The sequence below is a fragment of the Rhodoferax sp. LB1P47 genome (assembly GCF_056521445.1).
Map to the genome: position 1 here is coordinate 113,612 of NZ_JBWMAU010000010.1, position 18,544 is coordinate 132,155.

Genomic DNA, 18,544 nt, shown 5'->3' on the forward strand with positions numbered 1-18,544 from the left:
TTAAATATGCGCTAGAGGGTCTTTTTATGCTTTAAAAAAGACCTTAAATTCTCAACCCAAGTCCGGCCTGTCCACCAGCGTGGACAGCGGCAAATCGGCAATCTCTTGCAGCAGCAACGCCAGTTGCTGGCCCGAGGCATCGACCAAGGCCTGGCCTTTTTCCACGGTGGCGGCAGCCGCATTGCCCGCCGCGCCCGTGGGGTTGTAGTCCTGCATCTGCCAGCCCAGCTTGGCGCTTTTGCCGTTGCCCAGGATGGGGTACTTGGCGGCGCGGTCTTGCGAGGTGGATGGGAAATCGCGGGCCTGCTCCATGCGCACCCATTGCGGGCGCAGGGCCAGCATCATCGAGGTTTCGGTATCGCCCGCGTGGATGCCGAAGCGGTGTTCTTCGGGGCTGAACAAGTCGTTCGCAGCGCCCAGCGGCAGGTTGAACCAGCTGGCGCTGTAGACCAGCAGGCCATGCTCGGTGCGCAGGGTGCGGGCCACGATGTCCATCAGGCTGACCTGGCCGCCGTGGGCGTTAAAAATCAACAGCTTTTTGACCCCGCTGCGGGCCACACAGGCACCCAGCTCGGTCCAGACGCGGATCAGGGTTTCGCTGGACAGGGTGAGCGTACCGGGGAAGCGCACATGTTCGGGGCTGAAGCCGACCTGCTGGGTGGGCAGCACCAGTACCGACGCATCGGCAGGCAGGTGCGGCAGCGCGGCATGGATAACGCCATCGACCAGGGTGGTGTCCACGCTCAGCGGCAGGTGCGGGCCGTGTTGCTCGGTGGCGGCCACGGGCAGTACGGCGACGGTGCGGGCCGGGTCGAGCTGCGCGAAGTCGCGGGTGGTGAGGTCGGCCCAGAAGTGAGATTGAACGTGCATGGGGCGAATTTCACCACAGGCTTTGGCAGAACTCCATCACGCGTGGGTCCATGTCGTGCAGCAGCGCCCACACGGCCACCCCCACCAGCGATGCGCCGGCCAAGCGCATGCCCCAATCTTTACGCTGGGGGCTGCGCCAGGCTTGCAGGCGCAGCCAGAGCCACGGCCCGGCCACCAGGGTGATGCTGCTGCCCAGGGCAAACAAGGCCATGCACAACGCACCGTCCAGCGGGCCGCCGCTGAGGGATGCGACCAGCAGGGCCGAGTACAGCAAACCGCAGGGCATGAGCGCCCAGGCGGCCCCGGCCACAAACACCCACGAGCGACCGGCCAGGCGGGGCCGCAGCTTGGCCCACAGCGTGCTGCCCAGGCCATCGACCCACAGGGGTTGCCGCGCCAGCACCAGCAGCGTGCCGCCCCAGACCAGCACGGCCACGTGGAACAGCGTCCACACCGGGCGCAGCGCAGCGGCGGGGGCAGTGAGCCAGGCCAGGGTGTTGACGGTGGCGGCGGCCAAGGCGCCCGCCAGCGTGTAGCCCAGCAGGCGACCGGCTTGCAGTTGCAGCATGCCTTGGCGGGCCCCGGCCACCCGTACCACGCCGGTGCAGGCTGCGCCACACATGGCGGCGCAGTGCGGGCCACCGGCCAGGCCCATGAGCAGGGCGGTCCAGGCTAGGGTGGTGGACATGGGGTCAGGCCCTCACACCGGCCCTGTCTTTCTCCCGCAAGCGGGAGAGGGAGTAAGGCAGGACATCCGGCCCCCACCCCGACCCTCCCCTTGCGGGGGAGGGAGGAATATCGGGGTGAAATAAACGCCCCGGTCTTACCCAAGGCAAGCGCAGCGATGCCCCTTCGCAGAACACCGCAGAACTGGCTTTGCCAGGCTGCTGGTGTTGCCCCCTGCAAGGGGGGTGGCGAAAGATGCGAAGCACTGTAGCCTGGGGGTGAGTCAAATAACACGCGAAAACCGGGCGCGGTTGTGGTCGGCTTGCAGGTAGCGGTCGAACACCATAGCCACGGCGCGCACGAAGAACCAGCCGGTGGCGGTGACCTGGATGCTGGTGCCATCTACGCTGACCATGCCGGCCTGCACCAGCGGCTGCAAGGCCTGTAGCTCGGCGGCGAAGGTGGCTTTGAAGTCCACCAAATAGGCCAGTTCGATGGATTCAAACTGCACTGCGCCCTGGCACATCAGGGCCATGATGGTGGCGCGGCGCACCAGGTCGTCGCGGTTCAGGGCCAGGCCGCGCACCACGGGGAGCTGGCCCTGGTCGATCTTGTCGCAGTACTCCTCCAGGGTTTTGGCGTTCTGGCTGTAGGTGGGGCCGATGCGGCCAATGGCCGACACGCCCAGGCCCACCAGGTCGCAGTCGGGCTGGGTGCTGTAGCCCTGGAAGTTGCGGTGCAGCCGCCCCTGGCGCTTGGCCACGGCCAGGGTGTCGCCCGGCAGGGCGAAGTGGTCCATGCCCACGTACACGTAGCCCGCACCGATGAGCACATCCAGCGCCTGCGACAGCATGGCCAGTTTGTCGGCGGCGCTGGGCAGGTCGGCGGACAAGATGCGGCGCTGCGGCTTGAAGCGCTGGGGCAGGTGGGCGTAGGCGTAGAGGGCGATGCGGTCGGGGCGCAGCTGCACTATCTGCGCCAGGGTGCGGGCAAACGAGGTGGGGGTTTGGCGCGGCAGGCCGTAGATCAGGTCGGTGTTGATGGACCCAAAGCCCAGCCTGCGTGCATCCGCCACCAACCCAAATACATCCTCGGCGGGCTGCACGCGGTGCACGGCTTTTTGCACATCGGCATCGAAATCTTGCACGCCAAAGCTCAGGCGGTTGAAGCCCAGCGCCGCCAGGGTGGCCAGCCGGGTGGGGTCTACGGTGCGGGGATCGACCTCGATGGCGTATTCGCCGCCAGGGGCCAGGCTGAAATGCTGGCGCAGCAGGGCCATGAGCTGGGCCAGCTCGGCATCGCTCAAAAACGTAGGGCTGCCGCCGCCCAGGTGCAGCTGGCTAACCGCCCGGCCTGCGCCCAGCTGGGCGGTGTGCAGGACTATTTCGCGCTCCAGGTAATGCAGGTACTGCGCGCCGCGCTCGTGGCGTTTGGTAATGATTTTGTTGCAGGCGCAGTAGTAGCACAGCGATTCGCAAAACGGAATGTGGACGTAGAGCGACAGCGGCAGCGCGGTGGCGGTGTCTCGGCGCAGGCGCAGGGCGCGGGCGTAGTCGTCGCCGGTGAAGGCCTCCACAAACCGGTCGGCGGTGGGGTACGAGGTGTAGCGCGGCCCCGGCACGTCGTAGCGCTGTAAGAGTTCGGCAGAAATAGGCTCAGGCGTGGTGCGGATCATGGGCTGGAATGTGCCGCGAAGTCTGTTTCGCATCCTTGACGTGGATCAAGACCGTTGCAGATCGTTATGCAGACAATGGCTGCTTATAAAAAGTCCATACTGTGCGCATGAACCCATCTGCCATCAAAGTCGCCTGCTCGAACTGCAATCTGCGCGAGCTGTGCATGCCGCTGGGCCTGAACCAGGACGAGCTGGACCGCATCGACGGCCTGGTGGCCGTGCGCCGCAAGGTCAAACGCGGGGCCACGCTGTTCCGCAACGGCGAGGCGTTTACCGCGCTGTACGCCATCCGCACCGGGTTTTTCAAAACCTCCATCACCACCGAAGACGGGCGTGACCAGGTCACCGGCTTCCAGATGGCGGGCGAGATCATCGGGTTGGACGGCATCGTCCACGAGCAGCACACCTGCGACGCGGTGGCGCTGGAGGATGCCGAGGTCTGCGAGATGCCGTTTAACCGCATCGAAGAGCTGTCGCGCGAGGTCAACGCCTTGCAGCGCCATGTGCACAAAATCATGAGCCGCGAGATCGTGCGCGAGCACGGCGTGATGCTGCTGCTGGGCAGCATGCGGGCCGAAGAGCGGCTGGCGGCCTTTTTGCTGAACCTGGTGCAACGCCTGCATGCGCGTGGCTTCTCGCCGCTGGAGCTGGTACTGCGCATGACGCGCGAAGAAATCGGCAGCTACCTGGGCCTGAAGCTGGAGACGGTGAGCCGCACCTTCAGCAAATTTGCCGAGGACGGGATGGTGGAAGTCAAACAGCGCCACATCCGCATCCTGGATACCGATGCTTTAAAGCGCATCGTCAACCCCCAAGTCTGCATGTAAATAGGCTCACCCCCAGGCTACACACTGCCCCGGAATCGGCCCTTTGGGCCGAGAACGCATGTTTTCGCCAACCCCCCTTGCAGGGGGCAACACCAGCAGCCCAGCAAAGCCGGTTTTGCGGTGTTTTTGGTGGGCGTGCGTTCTGCCTTTAGGCATTGTTTTCACTATTTCGTTGGTACTGCGCCTGCGGGCGTGGCGGCGTGGTTGCGGCCCTGCATGGCGGGGGCCAGCGAACCCTGCTGGGCCAGGGTTTTGTTGATGTTCAAACCCTGGCGGTAATAGTCTTGCGCCAGCACCGGGTCTTGCTGGCTGAAGGCGATCCAGGCGGTGACCAACCCGGCCACCACCACGATCAGCGGGCCAGAGATGACCAGCCACACGTGGCCGAATTTCCACCAGGGTTGCGCGACAGACAGGCCCCCACCCCAACCCTCCCCCGGGGGGGGAGGGGGCATATTCGGGCCCCGTGTTACTCCCTCCCCCCCCGGGGGAGGGTTGGGGTGGGGGCGAGTGGGCGTGAACGGTGTGGACATAGGGCGGCCTTTATCGGGGGACGATGAACGTCGATTTTTCAGAAACGCGGTGTTGGCCGTCGGCGGTCTGGATGTCGAACACCACCGGGTGCGAACCCGGCGTGGCCGAACCGTAGGGGATGTGCAGCCGCACCGCCACCCAGCGCGACTGCACCGCACCCACCTCCACCACCGGGTCAGATGCCACGGCCAGCCCGGCCAGCCCGTGGGCGGCCAGGGTGTAGCGCTGGGGCGACTCGGTGGCGTTCATCACTTGCAGGCGGTAGACGTTCTCCAGCTGGCCCCCAGCCACAATGCGTGACAAGGCGGCGCGGTCGCGCACCACGTCTACTTTCAGCGGCGTGCGCATCGCCAGGCTGAAGCCCAGGCACAAGATCAGCGTCCACAGCAGCACGGTGTAGACCAGCACCCGAGGCCGCAGCACGCGGCGCAGCATCTGGCGGGCCGTCCAGCCCCCCTGGATGCCGTTCTGGGTGGCAAAGCGCACCAGCCCCCGGGCGTAGCCCATTTTGTCCATCACCCCATCGCACACGTCCACGCAGGCGGCGCAGTTGATGCACTCGTATTGCAGGCCCTGGCGGATGTCGATGCCGGTGGGGCAGACCTGCACGCACAGGGTGCAGTCCACACACGAGCCCAGGCCCAGCGTGGCAGGGTCGGCCTTGCGCGAGCGGGCCCCGCGCGGTTCGCCCCGGGCGGTGTCGTAGCTGACGATGAGCGTGTCCTTGTCGAACATGGCGCTCTGGAAGCGGGCGTAGGGGCACATGTATTTGCACACCTGCTCGCGCATGAAGCCTGCGTTGCCGTAGGTGGCGGCGCTGTAGAACAAGCCCCAAAAGACCTCCCACGAGCCAAAGCTCAGGTCCAGCGACTCTTGCAGCAGCGCATACGTGGGCGTGAAGTACGACACAAAGGTAAAGCCGGTCCACAGCGACAGCAGCATCCACACCGCGTGCTTGGCCCACTTTTTCCCCAGCTTGGCGGTAGACAAAGGGCCACCGTCCAGCCGCATGCGGGCGCTGCGGTCGCCCTCGATGCGGCGCTCGATCCACATAAAAATTTCGCTGTACACGGTTTGCGGGCAGGCAAAGCCACACCACAGCCGCCCGGCCACGGCGGTGAACAAAAACAGCGACAGGGCCGACACCACCAGCAAGCCGGTGAGGTAGATGAAATCCTGCGGGTACAGCACCAGCCCAAACAGGTAAAAGCGCCGCGCCGCCAGGTCCAGCAGCACCGCCTGGCGCTCGCCGTATTGCAGCCACGGCAGGCCGTAGAACACCAACTGCGTGAGGAACACCATGCCCCAGCGCCAGCGGGCAAACAGGCCCTGCACCGAGCGTGGATAGATCTTGGGCTGGGCCGCATACAGCGACACCAGCTCGCCCTCGGCAGGGATGATGGGGATGGTTTTACGGGGCTGCATGGACGGAAGGCATGGTGGGTATAGCGGGAGTAAGGCAGGACATCCGGCCCCCACCCCAGCCCTCCCCCAGAGGGGGAGGGAGAAGATGCATTACCCCCTCCCTCTTCGGGGGAGGGCTGGGGTGGGGGCGGGCAGCCACCAACAATGTATGCATACGTGAACCCAACTACGGGGTCGCTTTATTCGACAAGCCCCACACATAACTCGTCAACACGTGGATCTGCGCCTCGGTCAGCTTGCCCTGCTGGGCGGGCATCTGGTTGGTTTTGCCGTTGTTGACCATCGCGATAATGGCGGCCTCGCCCCAGCCGTGCAGCCAGGTGTCGTCGGCCAGATTGGGTGCGCCCAGGGCCGGGTTGCCCTTGCCGCCCACGCCGTGGCAGGCGGCGCACACGCCAAACTTGGACTTGCCCAGGGCGGCACGCAGCGAGTCGTGCGGACTGCCGGACAGGCTGAGCACGTAGTTGGCCACGTTCTTCACATCGTCCGGCGTGCCCACGGCAGCGGCCATCGGCGGCATCTGGCCGATGCGGCCCTGGTGCAGGGTTTCGGCAATTTTCTCCGGGCTGCCGCCGTACAGCCAGTCGCCGTCGGCCAGATTGGGAAAGCCCTTGCTGCCGCGTGCGTCCGAGCCGTGGCACTGGGCGCAGTTGTTCATGAACAGGCGTTCGCCCACCCCCATGGCCTGCGCGTTGCCCGCCAGCTTCTCCGGCGGCAAGGCGGTGAAGTTGGCGTATAGCGGCTCCAGCGCCTGGTTGGCCTGGACCACCTCGCCCTCATATTCGCCCACCTGGGTCCAGCCCAGCGTGCCTTTGTAGCTGCCCAGGCCGGGGTAGACCACCAGGTAGCCGATGGAGAACAGCACCGTCAAAATGAACAAGCCCACCCACCAAATGGGCAGCGGGTTGTTCATCTCGCGCAGGTCGCCATCCCACACGTGGCCGGTGGTGTTGTCGGCCTGGAACGGCACTTTTTTGCGTGCCGTAACCCACAGCAGCAACAGGCAGGCGGCAATGCTGACGATAGAGACGGCGGTAATAAAAACCGACCAAAAGTCGCTGGTGAAATCACTCATAAAAATTCCTCGTGGGCTCAGTCTTGCTGGAAGGGCAGCTGCGCCGCTTCCTCAAACTGCGCTTTATTGCGGCGCGAAAACGCCCAGACCCAGATACCGATAAAGGTGACGAAGCTGCAAACAGTGGCGATAACGCGCAAGGTGGTGACATCCATAAAAGGCTTTCTGCATCAAGGGGCGCTGGCGGGTGCAGCGGGGGCTGGCGCGGCCTGCAAGGCAAGCTGGTCGGACAAAGCCCGGCCCAGCACTTGCAGGTAGGCGATCAGCGCGTCTTGCTCGGTCTTGCCTTGCACGGCGGCGGCACCAGCGGCAATTTCGGCATCGGTGTAGGGCACGCCCACGCTGCGCAAGGCCTTCATGCGGGGCGCTACCACGGCCGGATCGACGATGGCTTTTTCCAGCCAGGCGTAGGCGGGCATGTTGGACTCGGGCACCACGTCACGCGGGTTGTTCAGGTGGATGCGGTGCCACTCGTCGCTGTACTTGCCGCCCACGCGGTGCAGGTCCGGCCCGGTGCGCTTGCTGCCCCACTGGAACGGGTGGTCGTAAACAAATTCACCGGCTACCGAGTAGTGGCCGTAGCGCAGCGTTTCGGCGCGGAACGGGCGGATCATCTGCGAATGGCAGTTGTAGCAGCCCTCGCGCAGATAAATGTCGCGGCCTAGCAGTTGCAGCGGGGTGTAGGGCTTGAGGCCGGTCACGGCTTCAGTGGTGGACTTCTGGAAGAACAGCGGCACGATCTCCACCAGCCCGCCCACGGCGACCACCAGCAAGATCAGCACGATCATCAAAAAGTTATTCGTCTCGATCTTTTCGTGCGAGAAAAACGCAATCGGTTTGTTGTTGTCAGCCATGTTCTGCTCCTCAAGCGTGGGCGGGTTGGAACGACGGCACAGGCACCAGCACCGAGCGCCCGGAGACCGCCGTCATCCACACGTTCCAGGCCATCACCAGCATGCCGCCCAGGTACAGCAGGCCACCCACCATGCGCACCACATAAAACGGGAAAGTGGCCTTGACGCTCTCCACAAAGGTGTAGGTCAGGGTGCCGTCGGTGTTCACCGCGCCCCACATCAGGCCCTGCATGACCCCGGCAATCCACATCGCGGCGATGTAGAAAACCACGCCAATCGTGGCCATCCAGAAGTGCAACTCAATCGCCTTGATGCTGTACATGGTCTTGCCACCAAACATGCGCGGAATCAGGTAGTACAGCGAACCCATGGTCACAAAACCCACCCAGCCCAAAGCGCCAGAATGCACGTGGCCGACCGTCCAATCGGTGTAGTGGCTGAGCGCGTTGACGGTCTTGATGGCCATCATCGGGCCCTCAAACGTGCTCATGCCGTAGAAGGACAGCGAGACGATCAAAAAGCGCAGGATCGGGTCGTCGCGCAGCTTGTGCCAGGCGCCTGAGAGCGTCATCACGCCGTTGATCATGCCGCCCCAGCTGGGGGCCAGCAGAATCAGCGAGAACACCATGCCCAGCGACTGCGTCCAGTCCGGCAGCGCGGTGTAGTGCAGGTGGTGTGGGCCGGCCCACATGTAGGTGAAGATCAGCGCCCAGAAGTGGACGATGGACAGGCGGTACGAGTACACCGGCCGCTCGGCCTGCTTGGGGATGAAGTAGTACATCATTCCCAAAAATCCGGCGGTCAAAAAGAAGCCCACGGCGTTGTGGCCATACCACCACTGCACCATCGCATCTTGCACCCCGGCGTAGGCCGAGTAGGACTTCATCCAGCCTGCGGGCACCTCGGCGCTGTTCACCACATGCAGCAGCGCCACGGCGATGATGAACGCCCCATAAAACCAGTTGGCCACATAGATGTGCTTGACCCGGCGGCGGCCCACCGTGCCAAAGAACACGATGGCGTAGGCCACCCACACCAGGGTGATCAGGATGTCGATCGGCCATTCCAGTTCGGCGTATTCCTTGCCGGTGGTGTAGCCCAGCGGCAGGCTGATGGCCGCCGCCACAATCACCGCCTGCCAACCCCAGAAAACGAAGGAGGCCAGCGGCGGGCAAAACAGCCGGACCTGGCAGGTGCGCTGCACCACAAAGAAGCTGGTGGCCATCAGCGCGCAGCCGCCAAACGCAAAAATCACCGCGTTGGTGTGCAGCGGCCGCAAGCGCCCGTAGCTGAGCCAGGGGATGCCAAAGTTCAGCTCCGGCCAGGCCAGTTGCGAGGCAATGATGACCCCCACCAACATGCCCACCACGCCCCAGACCACGGACATGATGGAGAACTGCCGTACCGCCGTGTCGCTATAGACCTCCGGCGGGGCCACTTGTGTATTCGTAAAAGCCATGGGCACCTCATTTGTGTTCATGGCAGTGTCGAAGCGATGGCCCAAAAAGACTTTGATGCAAGTCAAGCCAACGTCACTTAGGCCGCTCGCGATAAGCGGCCCCTGCATTTCTCAAGAACACCGCAGAACTGGCTTTGCCAGGCTGCTGGTGTTGCCCCCCGAGGGGGTTGGCGAAAAGCGCTTGCGCTGTAGCCTGGGGGTGGGCCAATACCTAATCGTTGTGCAGAATGCGCTCGCCTTCTTGCTCCACCGATTCAAACTGGCCTTGAAAAATCGCCCACCACAGGCCGCCCAAAATCAGCAGCACCAGCACGACGGACAGGGGGATGAGGAGGTAGAGGATGTCCATTAACAGACCTCCAGCCAATTACTATAATTTTTATAGCTACTTGCGTAGGTAGCACATGCGCTAGAGGCATATTTCATATAAATTTATTCCCGCGACAATCTGGCGGCGTTGAGCACCACCAGCAGCGAACTCAGCGCCATGCCCAGCCCGGCCAGCCAGGCGGGCAGCCACCCGGCCAAGGCCAGCGGTACGCACACCGCGTTGTAGCCGGCAGCCCAGACCAGGTTTTGCCGCACCACCCGCAGCGTGCGCCGGGCCAGCAGCAGGGTCTGCGGCACCCGGCCCAGCTGGTCGCCGGTGACCACCAAATCCGCCTGCCGCTGCGCCAGCGGCACGGCCTGGCCGAAGGCGAAGGAGACGTGGGCGGCGGCCAGCACCGGGCCGTCGTTCAGGCCGTCGCCGACCATCGCCACATGCCTGCCCTGGCGCTGCAAGGCTTGCAGGTGCAGCAGTTTCTCCACCGGCGTGCAGCCGCCCCGCGCCTCGGCAATGCCGAGCTGGCCCGCCACCCGCAGCGCGGCAGCAGGCTGGTCGCCCGAGAGCAATTCCACCCGCAACCCGGCGGCTTGCAGCGCCTGGATGGCCTGCAACGCGTCGGGCCGCACGTCCTCAGACACATCAAAACTGGCCAGCCAGCCCAGCGCGTCGCCCAGGTAGACGCGCCGCACGGGGCCGTCGGTCTCGGGCCCGGTGGGCACGCTGCACCACGCGGCGCAGCCGAAGGTGACCCGCCCCAAGGCGTCCATCCCGCGCATACCCTGCCCGGCCACTTCCTCCACCTGGTGCAGCGTCTCGGCGGCCACGCCCTGCGCCTGCGCCGCTGCCACCACGGCCCGCGATGCCGGGTGCAGCGACTGCCCGGCCAGCCCGGCGGCCAGCCCCAGCGCCACGGCGGGCGGCAGGCTGCCCCGGGTGCGGATGGCGACCACCGCCATACCGCCCTGGGTGAGCGTGCCGGTTTTGTCGAAAACCACGGTGTCCACCTGCGCCAGGTTCTCCAGCGCCTGCAAGCGGCGCACCAGCACGCCCGACTGGGCCAAGCGGCCCGCAGCGGCCAACAGCGCCGCCGGGGTGGCCAGCGACAGCGCGCAGGGGCAGGTGACGATCAGCACGGCCACCACCACCATCAGCGCCGGGCCGGGGCCGCTCGGCCACCACAGCAGCCCGGCCAGCGCAGCGGCCACCAGCACACCGACCAAAAAGGGCCGTGCCACCCGGTCGGCCAGCTGCGCCAGCCGGGGCTTTTGGCTGGCGGCCTGGGCCATCAGCGCCACGGTCTGGGCGAAGCGGGTGTCGTCGCCCAGGCGGTCCACGTGCAGTTCCACCGGGGCGGTGAGGTTGATGCTACCGGCCAACACCGGTTCGCCCACTGCGCGGTGCAGCGGGGTGGATTCGCCGGTGAGCAGCGCCTCGTCCACCTGGGTGCGGCCTTGCAGCACGGTGCCGTCGGCGGGAAAGGCCTCGCCGGGCAGCACGCGCAGGTGGTCGCCCACCTGCACACGCCGCACAGCCACGCGGACAAAAGCCTTGCCATCCCAGCGCTCCACGCTGTCGGGCAGGCGGTTGATCAGTACCTCCAAAGCGCCCGCCGTGCGGTCGCGCAGGCGCAACTCCAGCCAGCGGCCGGTGAGCAAAAAGAACACAAACATGGTCAGCGAATCGAAGTACACCTCAGACCCCAGCACGCCCTGCGGGTCGAAGGTGGCGGCGCTGCTGACAACAAAGGTGACGGCCATGCCCAGCGCGGCGGGCAGGTCCATGCTGACGCGGCGCTGGCGCACATCGCGCCAGGCGTTGGCAAAAAACGGCCCGCAGGAGAACACCAGCACCGGCAGCGTCAGCACCCACGAGGCCCAGCGCAGCAGCTGCGCCATGTCGTCGGTCATTTCGCCCGGCCCGGCCACGTAGGCGGGCATGGCGTACATCATCACCTGCATCATGCAAAACCCGGCCACCAGCCAGCGCCACAGGGCCCGGCGCTGCTCTAGTTTGCGGCGGGCGCGCTCGGGGGCATCCAGCGCGGGAATGGCGTGGTAACCGGCCCGCTCCACCGCCGCCAGCCACTGCGATGGCTGGGTGTGTGCCGCCGACCAGACCACCCGCGCCCGCCGGGATGCGGCCCCCACCTCGGCCAACCGCACGCCGGGCACGGCGCACATTGCCTGCTCCACCACCAGCGCGCAGGCGGCGCAGTGCATGCCGTCGATCAGCAACTGCGACTCCTGGCAGGCGGGCCATTGGGTGGACGGCTGGGTAAACGCGGCCCAGGCCTGCGGATCGTCCAGCCACACCGGAGCCGATGGCGCGGGGGGCAACGCAGAGGGAATTGCAAGGGTGGCCAGCATGCTGCAAGCCTAGCGGTGTAGGACGATGCCGCTTTTGACGTGGATCAAACCCAGAGGCGATAAATAGGACTAATCTCATGGCCTACCACTACCGGAGATCACCATGTACCAAAGCATTCTTGTCGCCACCGACGGCTCGGAACTGTCCCAAAAAGCCGTCACCAGTGGCATCGCCCTGGCCGCACTCACCAAGGCCACGCTGGTGATTGTGAAGATTGTGCCGTTCTACGCCCGTTCGTACGTGGAGGGCTCCATGCCGGTGAGCATGGAAGACGAGGCCGAGATCGAGCAGCGCTGGATCGACGAGGGGCAAACCATCGTCAACGCCGACAAAGCCAAAGCCGAAGCCGAAGGGGTCAGCGCGCAGGCCGTGGTGGTCCGCTCGGAACTGGTGGCCGAGGGCATCATCGCCGCCGCCGCCAAATACCACGCCGACCTGATCGTCATGGCCTCGCACGGCCGCAAGGGCATCAAGCGCCTGCTGCTGGGCAGCGAAACCCAGCAGGTGCTGACGCATTCGCACACGCCGGTGCTAGTTTTACGTTGAATCACCCTCCAGCCCATATTTAACATGCGCTAAAAGCTATTTAATTGATAGCAAATTAAGCCATCCCGCCACGCGATCGGCGTAGGGTTCCGCGTATAAAGGGAACCTCGCCAGCGCTGTGGGCATCCCACACCGCATGCGTGGTGGGTTTTTTTGCTTTTGAAAAGGGATGGTTATGGCGCTTGGCTGGTTCACATTGCTCAAGACGGTTCCGTGGGCCGAGGTGATTGCCTCTGCCCCGGTGGTGGCCGAGGGGGCGAAAAAGCTCTGGAAAACCGTGGCCAAAAAGCCGCCTGCGACCCACTACACCCCACCCGCGCCGGTGGTGCTGAACACCGAAAACGACATCCTGGCCCAGCTGCAGGCCCGCATCCTCACGCTGGAAGCCCAGACCGCCGAGCTGCACGCGCAGATGCAAACCTCTACCGAACTCATCCAGTCACTGGCCCAGCAAAACACCGAGCTGGTGCAGCGCGCCGAAGCCCACCGCAAGCGGCTGCAATGGGTCAGCGCCGGACTGGTGGCGCTGGCCGTGGCGCTGGGCTACGTGCTGAAAACCGGGGGTTAGACCGCGCCGGGGTTGGCGATCAGCGTGGTGCTGGAGCCGCTGGTGCCCAGCCCCCCGGAGAAAGCGGTGCCGACGCGTTCGCCAGCGGGCGAGTTTTTGCAGAATATTGGCAACCATGGTGTCGCTGATCAGTGCGAAACCTTCGATGTTGAGCAACACGGGAAATCGGTTCTGGCGGGAACCCATCGGGGCTAGCTAGCAGTGGGCGCGGTCTACTGCATTTTTTATAGCACTCCAAGCGCTCAAATACTGCACCAAAAGGTCAATTCATCCGCAGATTCAACAACATGCGCTGCGACATCCGTGTGCCCCTCGCCATTGACGCTTGGGCCAATGGCAAGGCAGCGGACCCCACCAACGGCCTAGACGGTAGTGCTAGCGTGGAGCAAGTGAACACCGAACATGTTCTCAATAGGTTCGGGCTTGTGCAAGTGAAATCCCTGGGCAAAGTCGATACCTATCTCACGGACCCGCTGAAGAACCTCTGGCCGATCAACAAACTCGGCGACGGTCTTGACTCCGACCACGCGTGCCACGTCAACAAAGCAGCGCACTGCGGCATCGTCCAGCGGGTCATCGATCACGTCTCGGATGAAGCTGCCATCGATCTTGAGCAAATCAACCTTGAGGTTTTTCAGATAGCCGAATGAAGAAGCTCCCGCACCGAAGTCGTCCAGGGCAATCCGAACACCTTGCGCCCGGGCTTGTTCGATGAAGATGGCCGCATCCGTCATGTTGGTAACCGCTGCGGTCTCGGTGATCTCGAGACAGATACGCTGGCACACCGCGCTGCCGGCTTCGGCCAGTGCGTCGATGGCATGGCGATGGAAGGCCCGGTCGCCCACTGACTGCCCCGAGAGGTTGATGCACAAAGTGTCCAATACCGCCAATTCTGGCAAGGCCTGAATGTGCTGCACCGCCCGCTTGAGCACCCATCGGTCGATGCGCGTAGCCATGTGAAAGCGCTCCGCCGCTGGCAAGAAGGCACCCGGTGGAATCAGGCTGCCATCGGTATCCAGCAGGCGAATCAGCACTTCGGCATGCAACCCAGTGCTGTGGCTATCGAGTGGCGTGATCCGCTGCGCGTACAGGGCAAATCGCTCTTCATCCAGTGCCTGCTCTAGCCGAGAGGCCCATTGCATCTCGCCGTGGCGTGCGCGCATCGCCAGGTCGGTATCGAACCATGCGTGTACGCGGTTGCGTCCGGCCTCTTTTGCTGCGTAGCACGAAGTGTCGGCCGCCTGCATGGCGGCCGCCGTGTTGGCCCATCGATTGTCCACGGGCACCAGCCCAATGCTGGTGCCGATCCTGAACCGCCGCTCGTCGTGCAGAAATCTAAATTGCTCCATGCGGTCGCAGATTTGCTGCGCCAGCCGCCCTGCCTGTTCTGCCGTGCAGTGGTCGAGAATCACGGCGAACTCGTCGCCGCCCAGCCGCGCGAGGGTGTCACGGGCGCGAACCGCCTCTCTGAGCAGTTTGGCCACTTGCTGCAAAAGTTGATCGCCCACCGAATGACCGCAGGCATCGTTGACGAGTTTGAATTGGTCGAGGTCGATGTACAGCAAGGCGTGTTGGCTGTTGTCCTCGTGCGCCTTGTCCAGCGTGCGACGCAGCCGCGCCTCGAACTCGGCCCGATTCACCAGCCCGGTCAGAGCGTCATGCGTGGCCCGGTAGCTCATCTCGCCGGAGAGGCGCCGCTGCTCGGTCACGTCGTGAAAAACCAGCACTACGCCAAGGATGTCGCCGCCGGGGCCACGAATGGGCGCGGCGGAGTCCTCGATACCAAACTCCTCGCCGTGGCGCGCAATGAGTACCGTGTGGTTAGGGAGACCCGCAATAGTGCCTTGCTGCAGGCAGATGGCCACCGGACTCTCTGCCGGCTGGCGGGTTTCTGCGTTGACGATATGAAAAACCTGCGCGACCGACAACCCCACTGCTTCGGCGGACAGCCAGCCGGTCATGCGCTCAGCGACTGGGTTCAACCACGTGACTCGGCCGTCCGCATCCGTAGTGATCACCGCGTCACCAATAGACTGCAAGGTCACACGTAGCAATTCGTGCTGTTCGGCCAGGCGGGCGTTGAGTTCGCGTAGCGGCGTGATGTCCCAGTTCACCCCGATGAGTTTTTCCGGGATCCCCCGGCTGTCACGGGTAACGCGGGCAGCGCCGTGCAAATGGTGAATGCTGCCATCGGGCCACACAACGCGAAATTCGACTTCCAGCCGGGTACCGCGTGCAATAGCGTCTTGCATAGCCTGCTCCACTGCTGCAATGTCGCCGGGATGGGCGTGGCGGGCCCATACTTCGGAGGGGTCGTCCTGGCAATCGGCTGGCAGTCCGAATAGCTCGTAATTACGTGGCCCCCATAGACGCACGCCGGTTTGCAGGTCACGCTCCCAGATGCCAATGCCCCCATGCTCGGCGGCTAGGGTGATCCGTTGTTGGGCGACCTCAAGCAACTGGCGTTGTTGCACGCTTTGCGTGATGTCCTGAAAGGCACCGAGCAGCCGCACTGGCTGGTCGCCCTCGAACTCGGCATGGCCCACTGCACGCACCCAGATGCGCCGCCCGCCGCGCTGGATGAAGGGCAACTCCAAGTCCCACCCCCCGCCGTCTGCCATCGCTTTTGCCACGGCAGCCTCAATCACTGGCCGGGCTTCAGGCGCGTAGAAATCGATCGCTTCGGCAAGCTGCGGCTGGTAGCCGGGTTCCAGGCCGTGGATGCGGCAGGTCTGTTCCGACCATACGATGCGGCTGCTGGCAATATCAAGCTCCCAGCCACCGACGTGCGCCAATGCACCCGTGCGATTGAGCAATTCCTCGCTCTTACGCTGCGTCTCTTCCTGCAACTTGCGCTCCGTAATGTCCTCCACCGAGCCCACGTAGTCTGTCACCTCGCCATCCGCATCAAGCACCGGGCGAGAAATAGAGCGAACATGGCGGACCGTACCTGCATCGTGACGCAACCTGAACTCCATATCGAACTCGACCTTGAGCATGGCGGATCGCTGCCATTGCGCAAAGACGGCCGCCTTATCGTCCGGGTGCAGCATGCGGCTCCAGCCGTTGCCGAGGGCCTCCTGTTCGCCCAAGCCGTAGATGGCTTGCCACCGTGCATTGGTATAGGTACACGCGCCAGAGGCATCGGCAGCGAACACACCCAATGGAGATGCCTCGCTCAAGGTGCGAAACCGTATCTCGCTGGCCACGAACGCACGGGCCATCTTGCGCGATTCCATCGCCTGTACTGCCGCGATGGCGAGAAGACGCAGTGCTTCACGCTGCTGGTCGGTGAGGTTTCGGGGAACCCGGTCAATCACACACAAGGTGCCGACGTGTGCACCGTCGCTCATGCGCAGCGTGGCACCGGCGTAGAAGCGAATGTCGGGTGCCGTAGCAACCAGCGGGTTGTCAGCGAAGCGAGGGTCGGCCAAGGCATCGGGTACCTCGAACACGCCTTCGCCCAGAATGGCATGCGCGCAGAACGCCACATCGCGCGGGGTCTCGGTAACACCCGGCAAGCCCACGTTGGCCTTGAACCACTGGCGATTGCTGTCGATCAGACTGACGAGCGAGATGGGTACACCGCAAACCAATGCGGCAGTCGCCACCAAAGCATCGAACTCGCGCTCAGGCTCCGAGTCGAGAATATTCAGCCGTTTGAGCGCTAGCAAGCGCTCGGGCTCGTCTGAAGGGATGGATGCTGTAAGCATGGAGAGCCCCTTTTTCGAAATGGTCTTGATTTTCGGCACTATATAGACCTTGTGGCTATATGTTTTTCCCCCTTGTCAAGGAAAATACGGGCTACTTCGTGGCTCGGGTGCCTAGGCAGCCGTCAAGCCACTCCAACTTGTGCACGACAGCGGATTCCGCTAATCGACGGCGTATGACTCAAACTGCCCCAGTTGGAAAAACTGTTAGTCCATCGCGATGGCCCCTAAAACGGCATGAAAAAACCCGGCTAGTCTTGCAACCGCCGGGTTTTGCAAAAGCAGGCTTGCTTAGAGCGTGCCGCCGGGATTCGCGATCAACGCCACACCCGCCGCGTCCGAGCCATTCCCCAGCAAACCTGCCTGGGTGTACACCGCCAGCTTTTGGCGCGTGTCGGCGATGTCCATGTTGCGCATGGTCAGTTGCCCGATGCGGTCTGCCGGGGTGAAGCCACCGGCACCGCTTTCCATGGTCAAACGCTCGGGGTGGTAGGTTAGGTTGGGGCTCTCGGTGTTCATCAGCGAGTAGTCGTTGCCACGGCGCAGTTCCAAAGTCACTTCGCCGGTGATGGCACGGGCGATCCAGCGCTGGGCGGATTCGCGCAGCATCAGGCATTGCGAGTCGAACCAGCGGCCCTGGTACAGCAGGCGGCCCAGCTTGCGGCCATTGGCGCGGTATTGCTCGATGGTGTCTTCGTTGTGGATGCCGGTCACCAGGCGCTCGTAGGCGATGTGCAGCAGCGCCATACCGGGGGCTTCGTAGATGCCACGGCTCTTGGCTTCGATGATGCGGTTTTCGATCTGGTCGCACATGCCTAAGCCGTGGCGGCCACCGATTTCATTGGCGGCGTACATCAGGGCCACGGCATCGGGGTAGGTCTGGCCGTTCAGTGCCACGGGCTGGCCTTCTTCAAAGCGCACGGTGACCGACTCGGCCTTGACCACGCAGTCGTCGCGCCAGAAGGGCACGCCCATGATGGGCTTGACGATGTGCATGCCGGCGTTCAAAAACTCCAGGTCTTTGGCTTCGTGGGTGGCGCCCAGGATGTTGGAGTCGGTGGAGTAAGCCTTTTCCACGCTCATTTTGTAGTCGAAACCGTGGGCCACCAGGTACTCGCTCATTTCCTTGCGGCCACCCAGTTCGTCGATGAACAGCTGGTCCAGCCAGGGCTTGTAGATGCGCAGGTCGGGGTTGCACAGCAGGCCGTAGCGGTAGAAGCGCTCGATGTCGTTGCCCTTGTAGGTACTGCCGTCGCCCCAGATGTTGACGCCGTCGTCGCGCATGGCCACCACCAGCGCAGTGCCGGTCACGGCCCGGCCCAGTGGGGTGGTGTTGAAGTAGGTGGCGCCACCGGTGCTGATGTGGAAAGCCCCCGACTGGATGGCGGCAATGCCCTCGGCCACCAGCTGCGGGCGGCAATCGACCAGGCGCGCCATTTCGGCACCGTAGGCCAGCGCCTTGCGGGGGATTTCGTCGTAATCGGACTCGTCGGGCTGACCCAGGTTGGCGGTGTAGGCGCAGGGAATCGCCCCTTTGGCACGCATCCAGTGCACGGCGGCGCTGGTGTCCAGCCCCCCGGAGAAAGCGATGCCGACGCGTTCGCCAGCGGGGAGTTTTTGCAGAATATTGGCAACCATGG

General features: G+C 64.1%; 16 protein-coding genes. 3 read left to right on the forward strand and 13 right to left on the reverse strand.

The features are described from left to right. Positions 1–51: 51 nt before the first annotated feature. From AC0969_RS12865 to hemN, 3 genes are all read right to left on the reverse strand, one after another. The gene (locus AC0969_RS12865) at positions 52–870 is read right to left on the reverse strand and encodes a creatininase family protein (RefSeq protein WP_479624536.1); all 819 of its coding nucleotides are present in this window, start codon (positions 868–870) and stop codon (positions 52–54) included. A gap of 10 nt (positions 871–880) precedes the next feature. Next, positions 881–1,558 carry a sulfite exporter TauE/SafE family protein gene (locus AC0969_RS12870; protein ID WP_479624537.1) on the reverse strand — a complete coding sequence of 226 codons (678 nt, stop codon included), beginning with the start codon at positions 1,556–1,558 and terminating at the stop codon, positions 881–883. A 261-nt stretch (positions 1,559–1,819) separates the two neighbouring features. Then, complete coding sequence (gene hemN, locus AC0969_RS12875) at positions 1,820–3,211, reverse strand: oxygen-independent coproporphyrinogen III oxidase (protein ID WP_479624538.1); 1,392 nt, start codon at positions 3,209–3,211, stop codon at positions 1,820–1,822. A 107-nt stretch (positions 3,212–3,318) separates the two neighbouring features. On the opposite strand from hemN, the gene fnr reads away from it, so the two are divergent. Then, positions 3,319–4,038 carry a fumarate/nitrate reduction transcriptional regulator Fnr gene (fnr, locus tag AC0969_RS12880; RefSeq protein WP_479624539.1) on the forward strand — a complete coding sequence of 240 codons (720 nt, stop codon included), beginning with the start codon at positions 3,319–3,321 and terminating at the stop codon, positions 4,036–4,038. A 164-nt stretch (positions 4,039–4,202) separates the two neighbouring features. Here fnr and AC0969_RS12885 read toward each other — a convergent pair whose 3' ends face one another. The 8 genes from AC0969_RS12885 to AC0969_RS12920 form a co-directional block, all read right to left on the reverse strand. Next, a complete protein-coding gene (locus AC0969_RS12885) occupies positions 4,203–4,493 on the reverse strand; it encodes a FixH family protein (protein ID WP_479624540.1) in 291 nt (96 codons plus the stop codon). An 88-nt stretch (positions 4,494–4,581) separates the two neighbouring features. Then, positions 4,582–5,997, reverse strand: coding sequence for a cytochrome c oxidase accessory protein CcoG (ccoG, locus tag AC0969_RS12890; protein WP_479624541.1), 1,416 nt, complete (start codon positions 5,995–5,997; stop codon positions 4,582–4,584). Positions 5,998–6,163: 166 nt separating this feature from the next. Continuing rightward, on the reverse strand, positions 6,164–7,072 hold the full coding sequence (gene ccoP, locus AC0969_RS12895; RefSeq protein ID WP_479624542.1) for a cytochrome-c oxidase, cbb3-type subunit III: 909 nt from the start codon (positions 7,070–7,072) through the stop codon (positions 6,164–6,166). 17 nt (positions 7,073–7,089) lie between these two features. After that, positions 7,090–7,227, reverse strand: coding sequence for a cbb3-type cytochrome oxidase subunit 3 (locus tag AC0969_RS12900; protein ID WP_479624543.1), 138 nt, complete (start codon positions 7,225–7,227; stop codon positions 7,090–7,092). A gap of 15 nt (positions 7,228–7,242) precedes the next feature. Next, positions 7,243–7,926, reverse strand: a complete 684-nt coding sequence (gene ccoO / locus AC0969_RS12905) for a cytochrome-c oxidase, cbb3-type subunit II (protein WP_479624544.1) — start codon at positions 7,924–7,926, stop codon at positions 7,243–7,245. A gap of 10 nt (positions 7,927–7,936) precedes the next feature. After that, positions 7,937–9,385: a cytochrome-c oxidase, cbb3-type subunit I gene (ccoN, locus tag AC0969_RS12910; protein WP_479624545.1), complete on the reverse strand. Its 1,449-nt coding sequence runs from the start codon at positions 9,383–9,385 to the stop codon at positions 7,937–7,939. 211 nt (positions 9,386–9,596) lie between these two features. Then, the gene (ccoS, locus tag AC0969_RS12915) at positions 9,597–9,734 is read right to left on the reverse strand and encodes a cbb3-type cytochrome oxidase assembly protein CcoS (RefSeq protein ID WP_315190988.1); all 138 of its coding nucleotides are present in this window, start codon (positions 9,732–9,734) and stop codon (positions 9,597–9,599) included. A gap of 83 nt (positions 9,735–9,817) precedes the next feature. Beyond that, on the reverse strand, positions 9,818–12,079 hold the full coding sequence (locus AC0969_RS12920) for a heavy metal translocating P-type ATPase (protein ID WP_479624546.1): 2,262 nt from the start codon (positions 12,077–12,079) through the stop codon (positions 9,818–9,820). 103 nt (positions 12,080–12,182) lie between these two features. Between AC0969_RS12920 and AC0969_RS12925 the strand changes: the two genes are divergently transcribed. Both AC0969_RS12925 and AC0969_RS12930 read left to right on the forward strand, forming a co-directional pair. Further along, positions 12,183–12,626 carry a universal stress protein gene (locus tag AC0969_RS12925; RefSeq protein WP_479624547.1) on the forward strand — a complete coding sequence of 148 codons (444 nt, stop codon included), beginning with the start codon at positions 12,183–12,185 and terminating at the stop codon, positions 12,624–12,626. A gap of 175 nt (positions 12,627–12,801) precedes the next feature. Continuing rightward, on the forward strand, positions 12,802–13,194 hold the full coding sequence (locus AC0969_RS12930; RefSeq protein WP_479624548.1) for a hypothetical protein: 393 nt from the start codon (positions 12,802–12,804) through the stop codon (positions 13,192–13,194). Between the two features lie 362 nt (positions 13,195–13,556). On the opposite strand, the gene AC0969_RS12935 is transcribed toward AC0969_RS12930, so the two are convergent. Together AC0969_RS12935 and argG are read right to left on the reverse strand one after the other, a co-directional pair. Next, entirely contained in the window at positions 13,557–16,907 is a 3,351-nt protein-coding gene (locus AC0969_RS12935) for an EAL domain-containing protein (RefSeq protein ID WP_479624549.1), read from the reverse strand. Positions 16,908–17,195: 288 nt separating this feature from the next. Then, entirely contained in the window at positions 17,196–18,542 is a 1,347-nt protein-coding gene (gene argG / locus AC0969_RS12940; protein ID WP_479624550.1) for an argininosuccinate synthase, read from the reverse strand. Between the last annotated feature and the right edge of the window lie 2 nt (positions 18,543–18,544).

What these genes read in the sequence shown, in the direction of transcription:
- AC0969_RS12865 (WP_479624536.1), bottom strand. Translation starts at nt 870, where the DNA reads ATGCACGTTCAATCTCACTTCTGGGCCGACCTCACCACCCGCGACTTC.
- AC0969_RS12870 (WP_479624537.1), bottom strand. Translation starts at nt 1,558, where the DNA reads ATGTCCACCACCCTAGCCTGGACCGCCCTGCTCATGGGCCTGGCCGGT.
- hemN (WP_479624538.1), bottom strand. Translation starts at nt 3,211, where the DNA reads ATGATCCGCACCACGCCTGAGCCTATTTCTGCCGAACTCTTACAGCGC.
- fnr (WP_479624539.1), top strand. Translation starts at nt 3,319, where the DNA reads ATGAACCCATCTGCCATCAAAGTCGCCTGCTCGAACTGCAATCTGCGC.
- AC0969_RS12885 (WP_479624540.1), bottom strand. Translation starts at nt 4,493, where the DNA reads ATGCCCCCTCCCCCCCCGGGGGAGGGTTGGGGTGGGGGCCTGTCTGTC.
- ccoG (WP_479624541.1), bottom strand. Translation starts at nt 5,997, where the DNA reads ATGCAGCCCCGTAAAACCATCCCCATCATCCCTGCCGAGGGCGAGCTG.
- ccoP (WP_479624542.1), bottom strand. Translation starts at nt 7,072, where the DNA reads ATGAGTGATTTCACCAGCGACTTTTGGTCGGTTTTTATTACCGCCGTC.
- AC0969_RS12900 (WP_479624543.1), bottom strand. Translation starts at nt 7,227, where the DNA reads ATGGATGTCACCACCTTGCGCGTTATCGCCACTGTTTGCAGCTTCGTC.
- ccoO (WP_479624544.1), bottom strand. Translation starts at nt 7,926, where the DNA reads ATGGCTGACAACAACAAACCGATTGCGTTTTTCTCGCACGAAAAGATC.
- ccoN (WP_479624545.1), bottom strand. Translation starts at nt 9,385, where the DNA reads ATGGCTTTTACGAATACACAAGTGGCCCCGCCGGAGGTCTATAGCGAC.
- ccoS (WP_315190988.1), bottom strand. Translation starts at nt 9,734, where the DNA reads ATGGACATCCTCTACCTCCTCATCCCCCTGTCCGTCGTGCTGGTGCTG.
- AC0969_RS12920 (WP_479624546.1), bottom strand. Translation starts at nt 12,079, where the DNA reads ATGCTGGCCACCCTTGCAATTCCCTCTGCGTTGCCCCCCGCGCCATCG.
- AC0969_RS12925 (WP_479624547.1), top strand. Translation starts at nt 12,183, where the DNA reads ATGTACCAAAGCATTCTTGTCGCCACCGACGGCTCGGAACTGTCCCAA.
- AC0969_RS12930 (WP_479624548.1), top strand. Translation starts at nt 12,802, where the DNA reads ATGGCGCTTGGCTGGTTCACATTGCTCAAGACGGTTCCGTGGGCCGAG.
- AC0969_RS12935 (WP_479624549.1), bottom strand. Translation starts at nt 16,907, where the DNA reads ATGCTTACAGCATCCATCCCTTCAGACGAGCCCGAGCGCTTGCTAGCG.
- argG (WP_479624550.1), bottom strand. Translation starts at nt 18,542, where the DNA reads ATGGTTGCCAATATTCTGCAAAAACTCCCCGCTGGCGAACGCGTCGGC.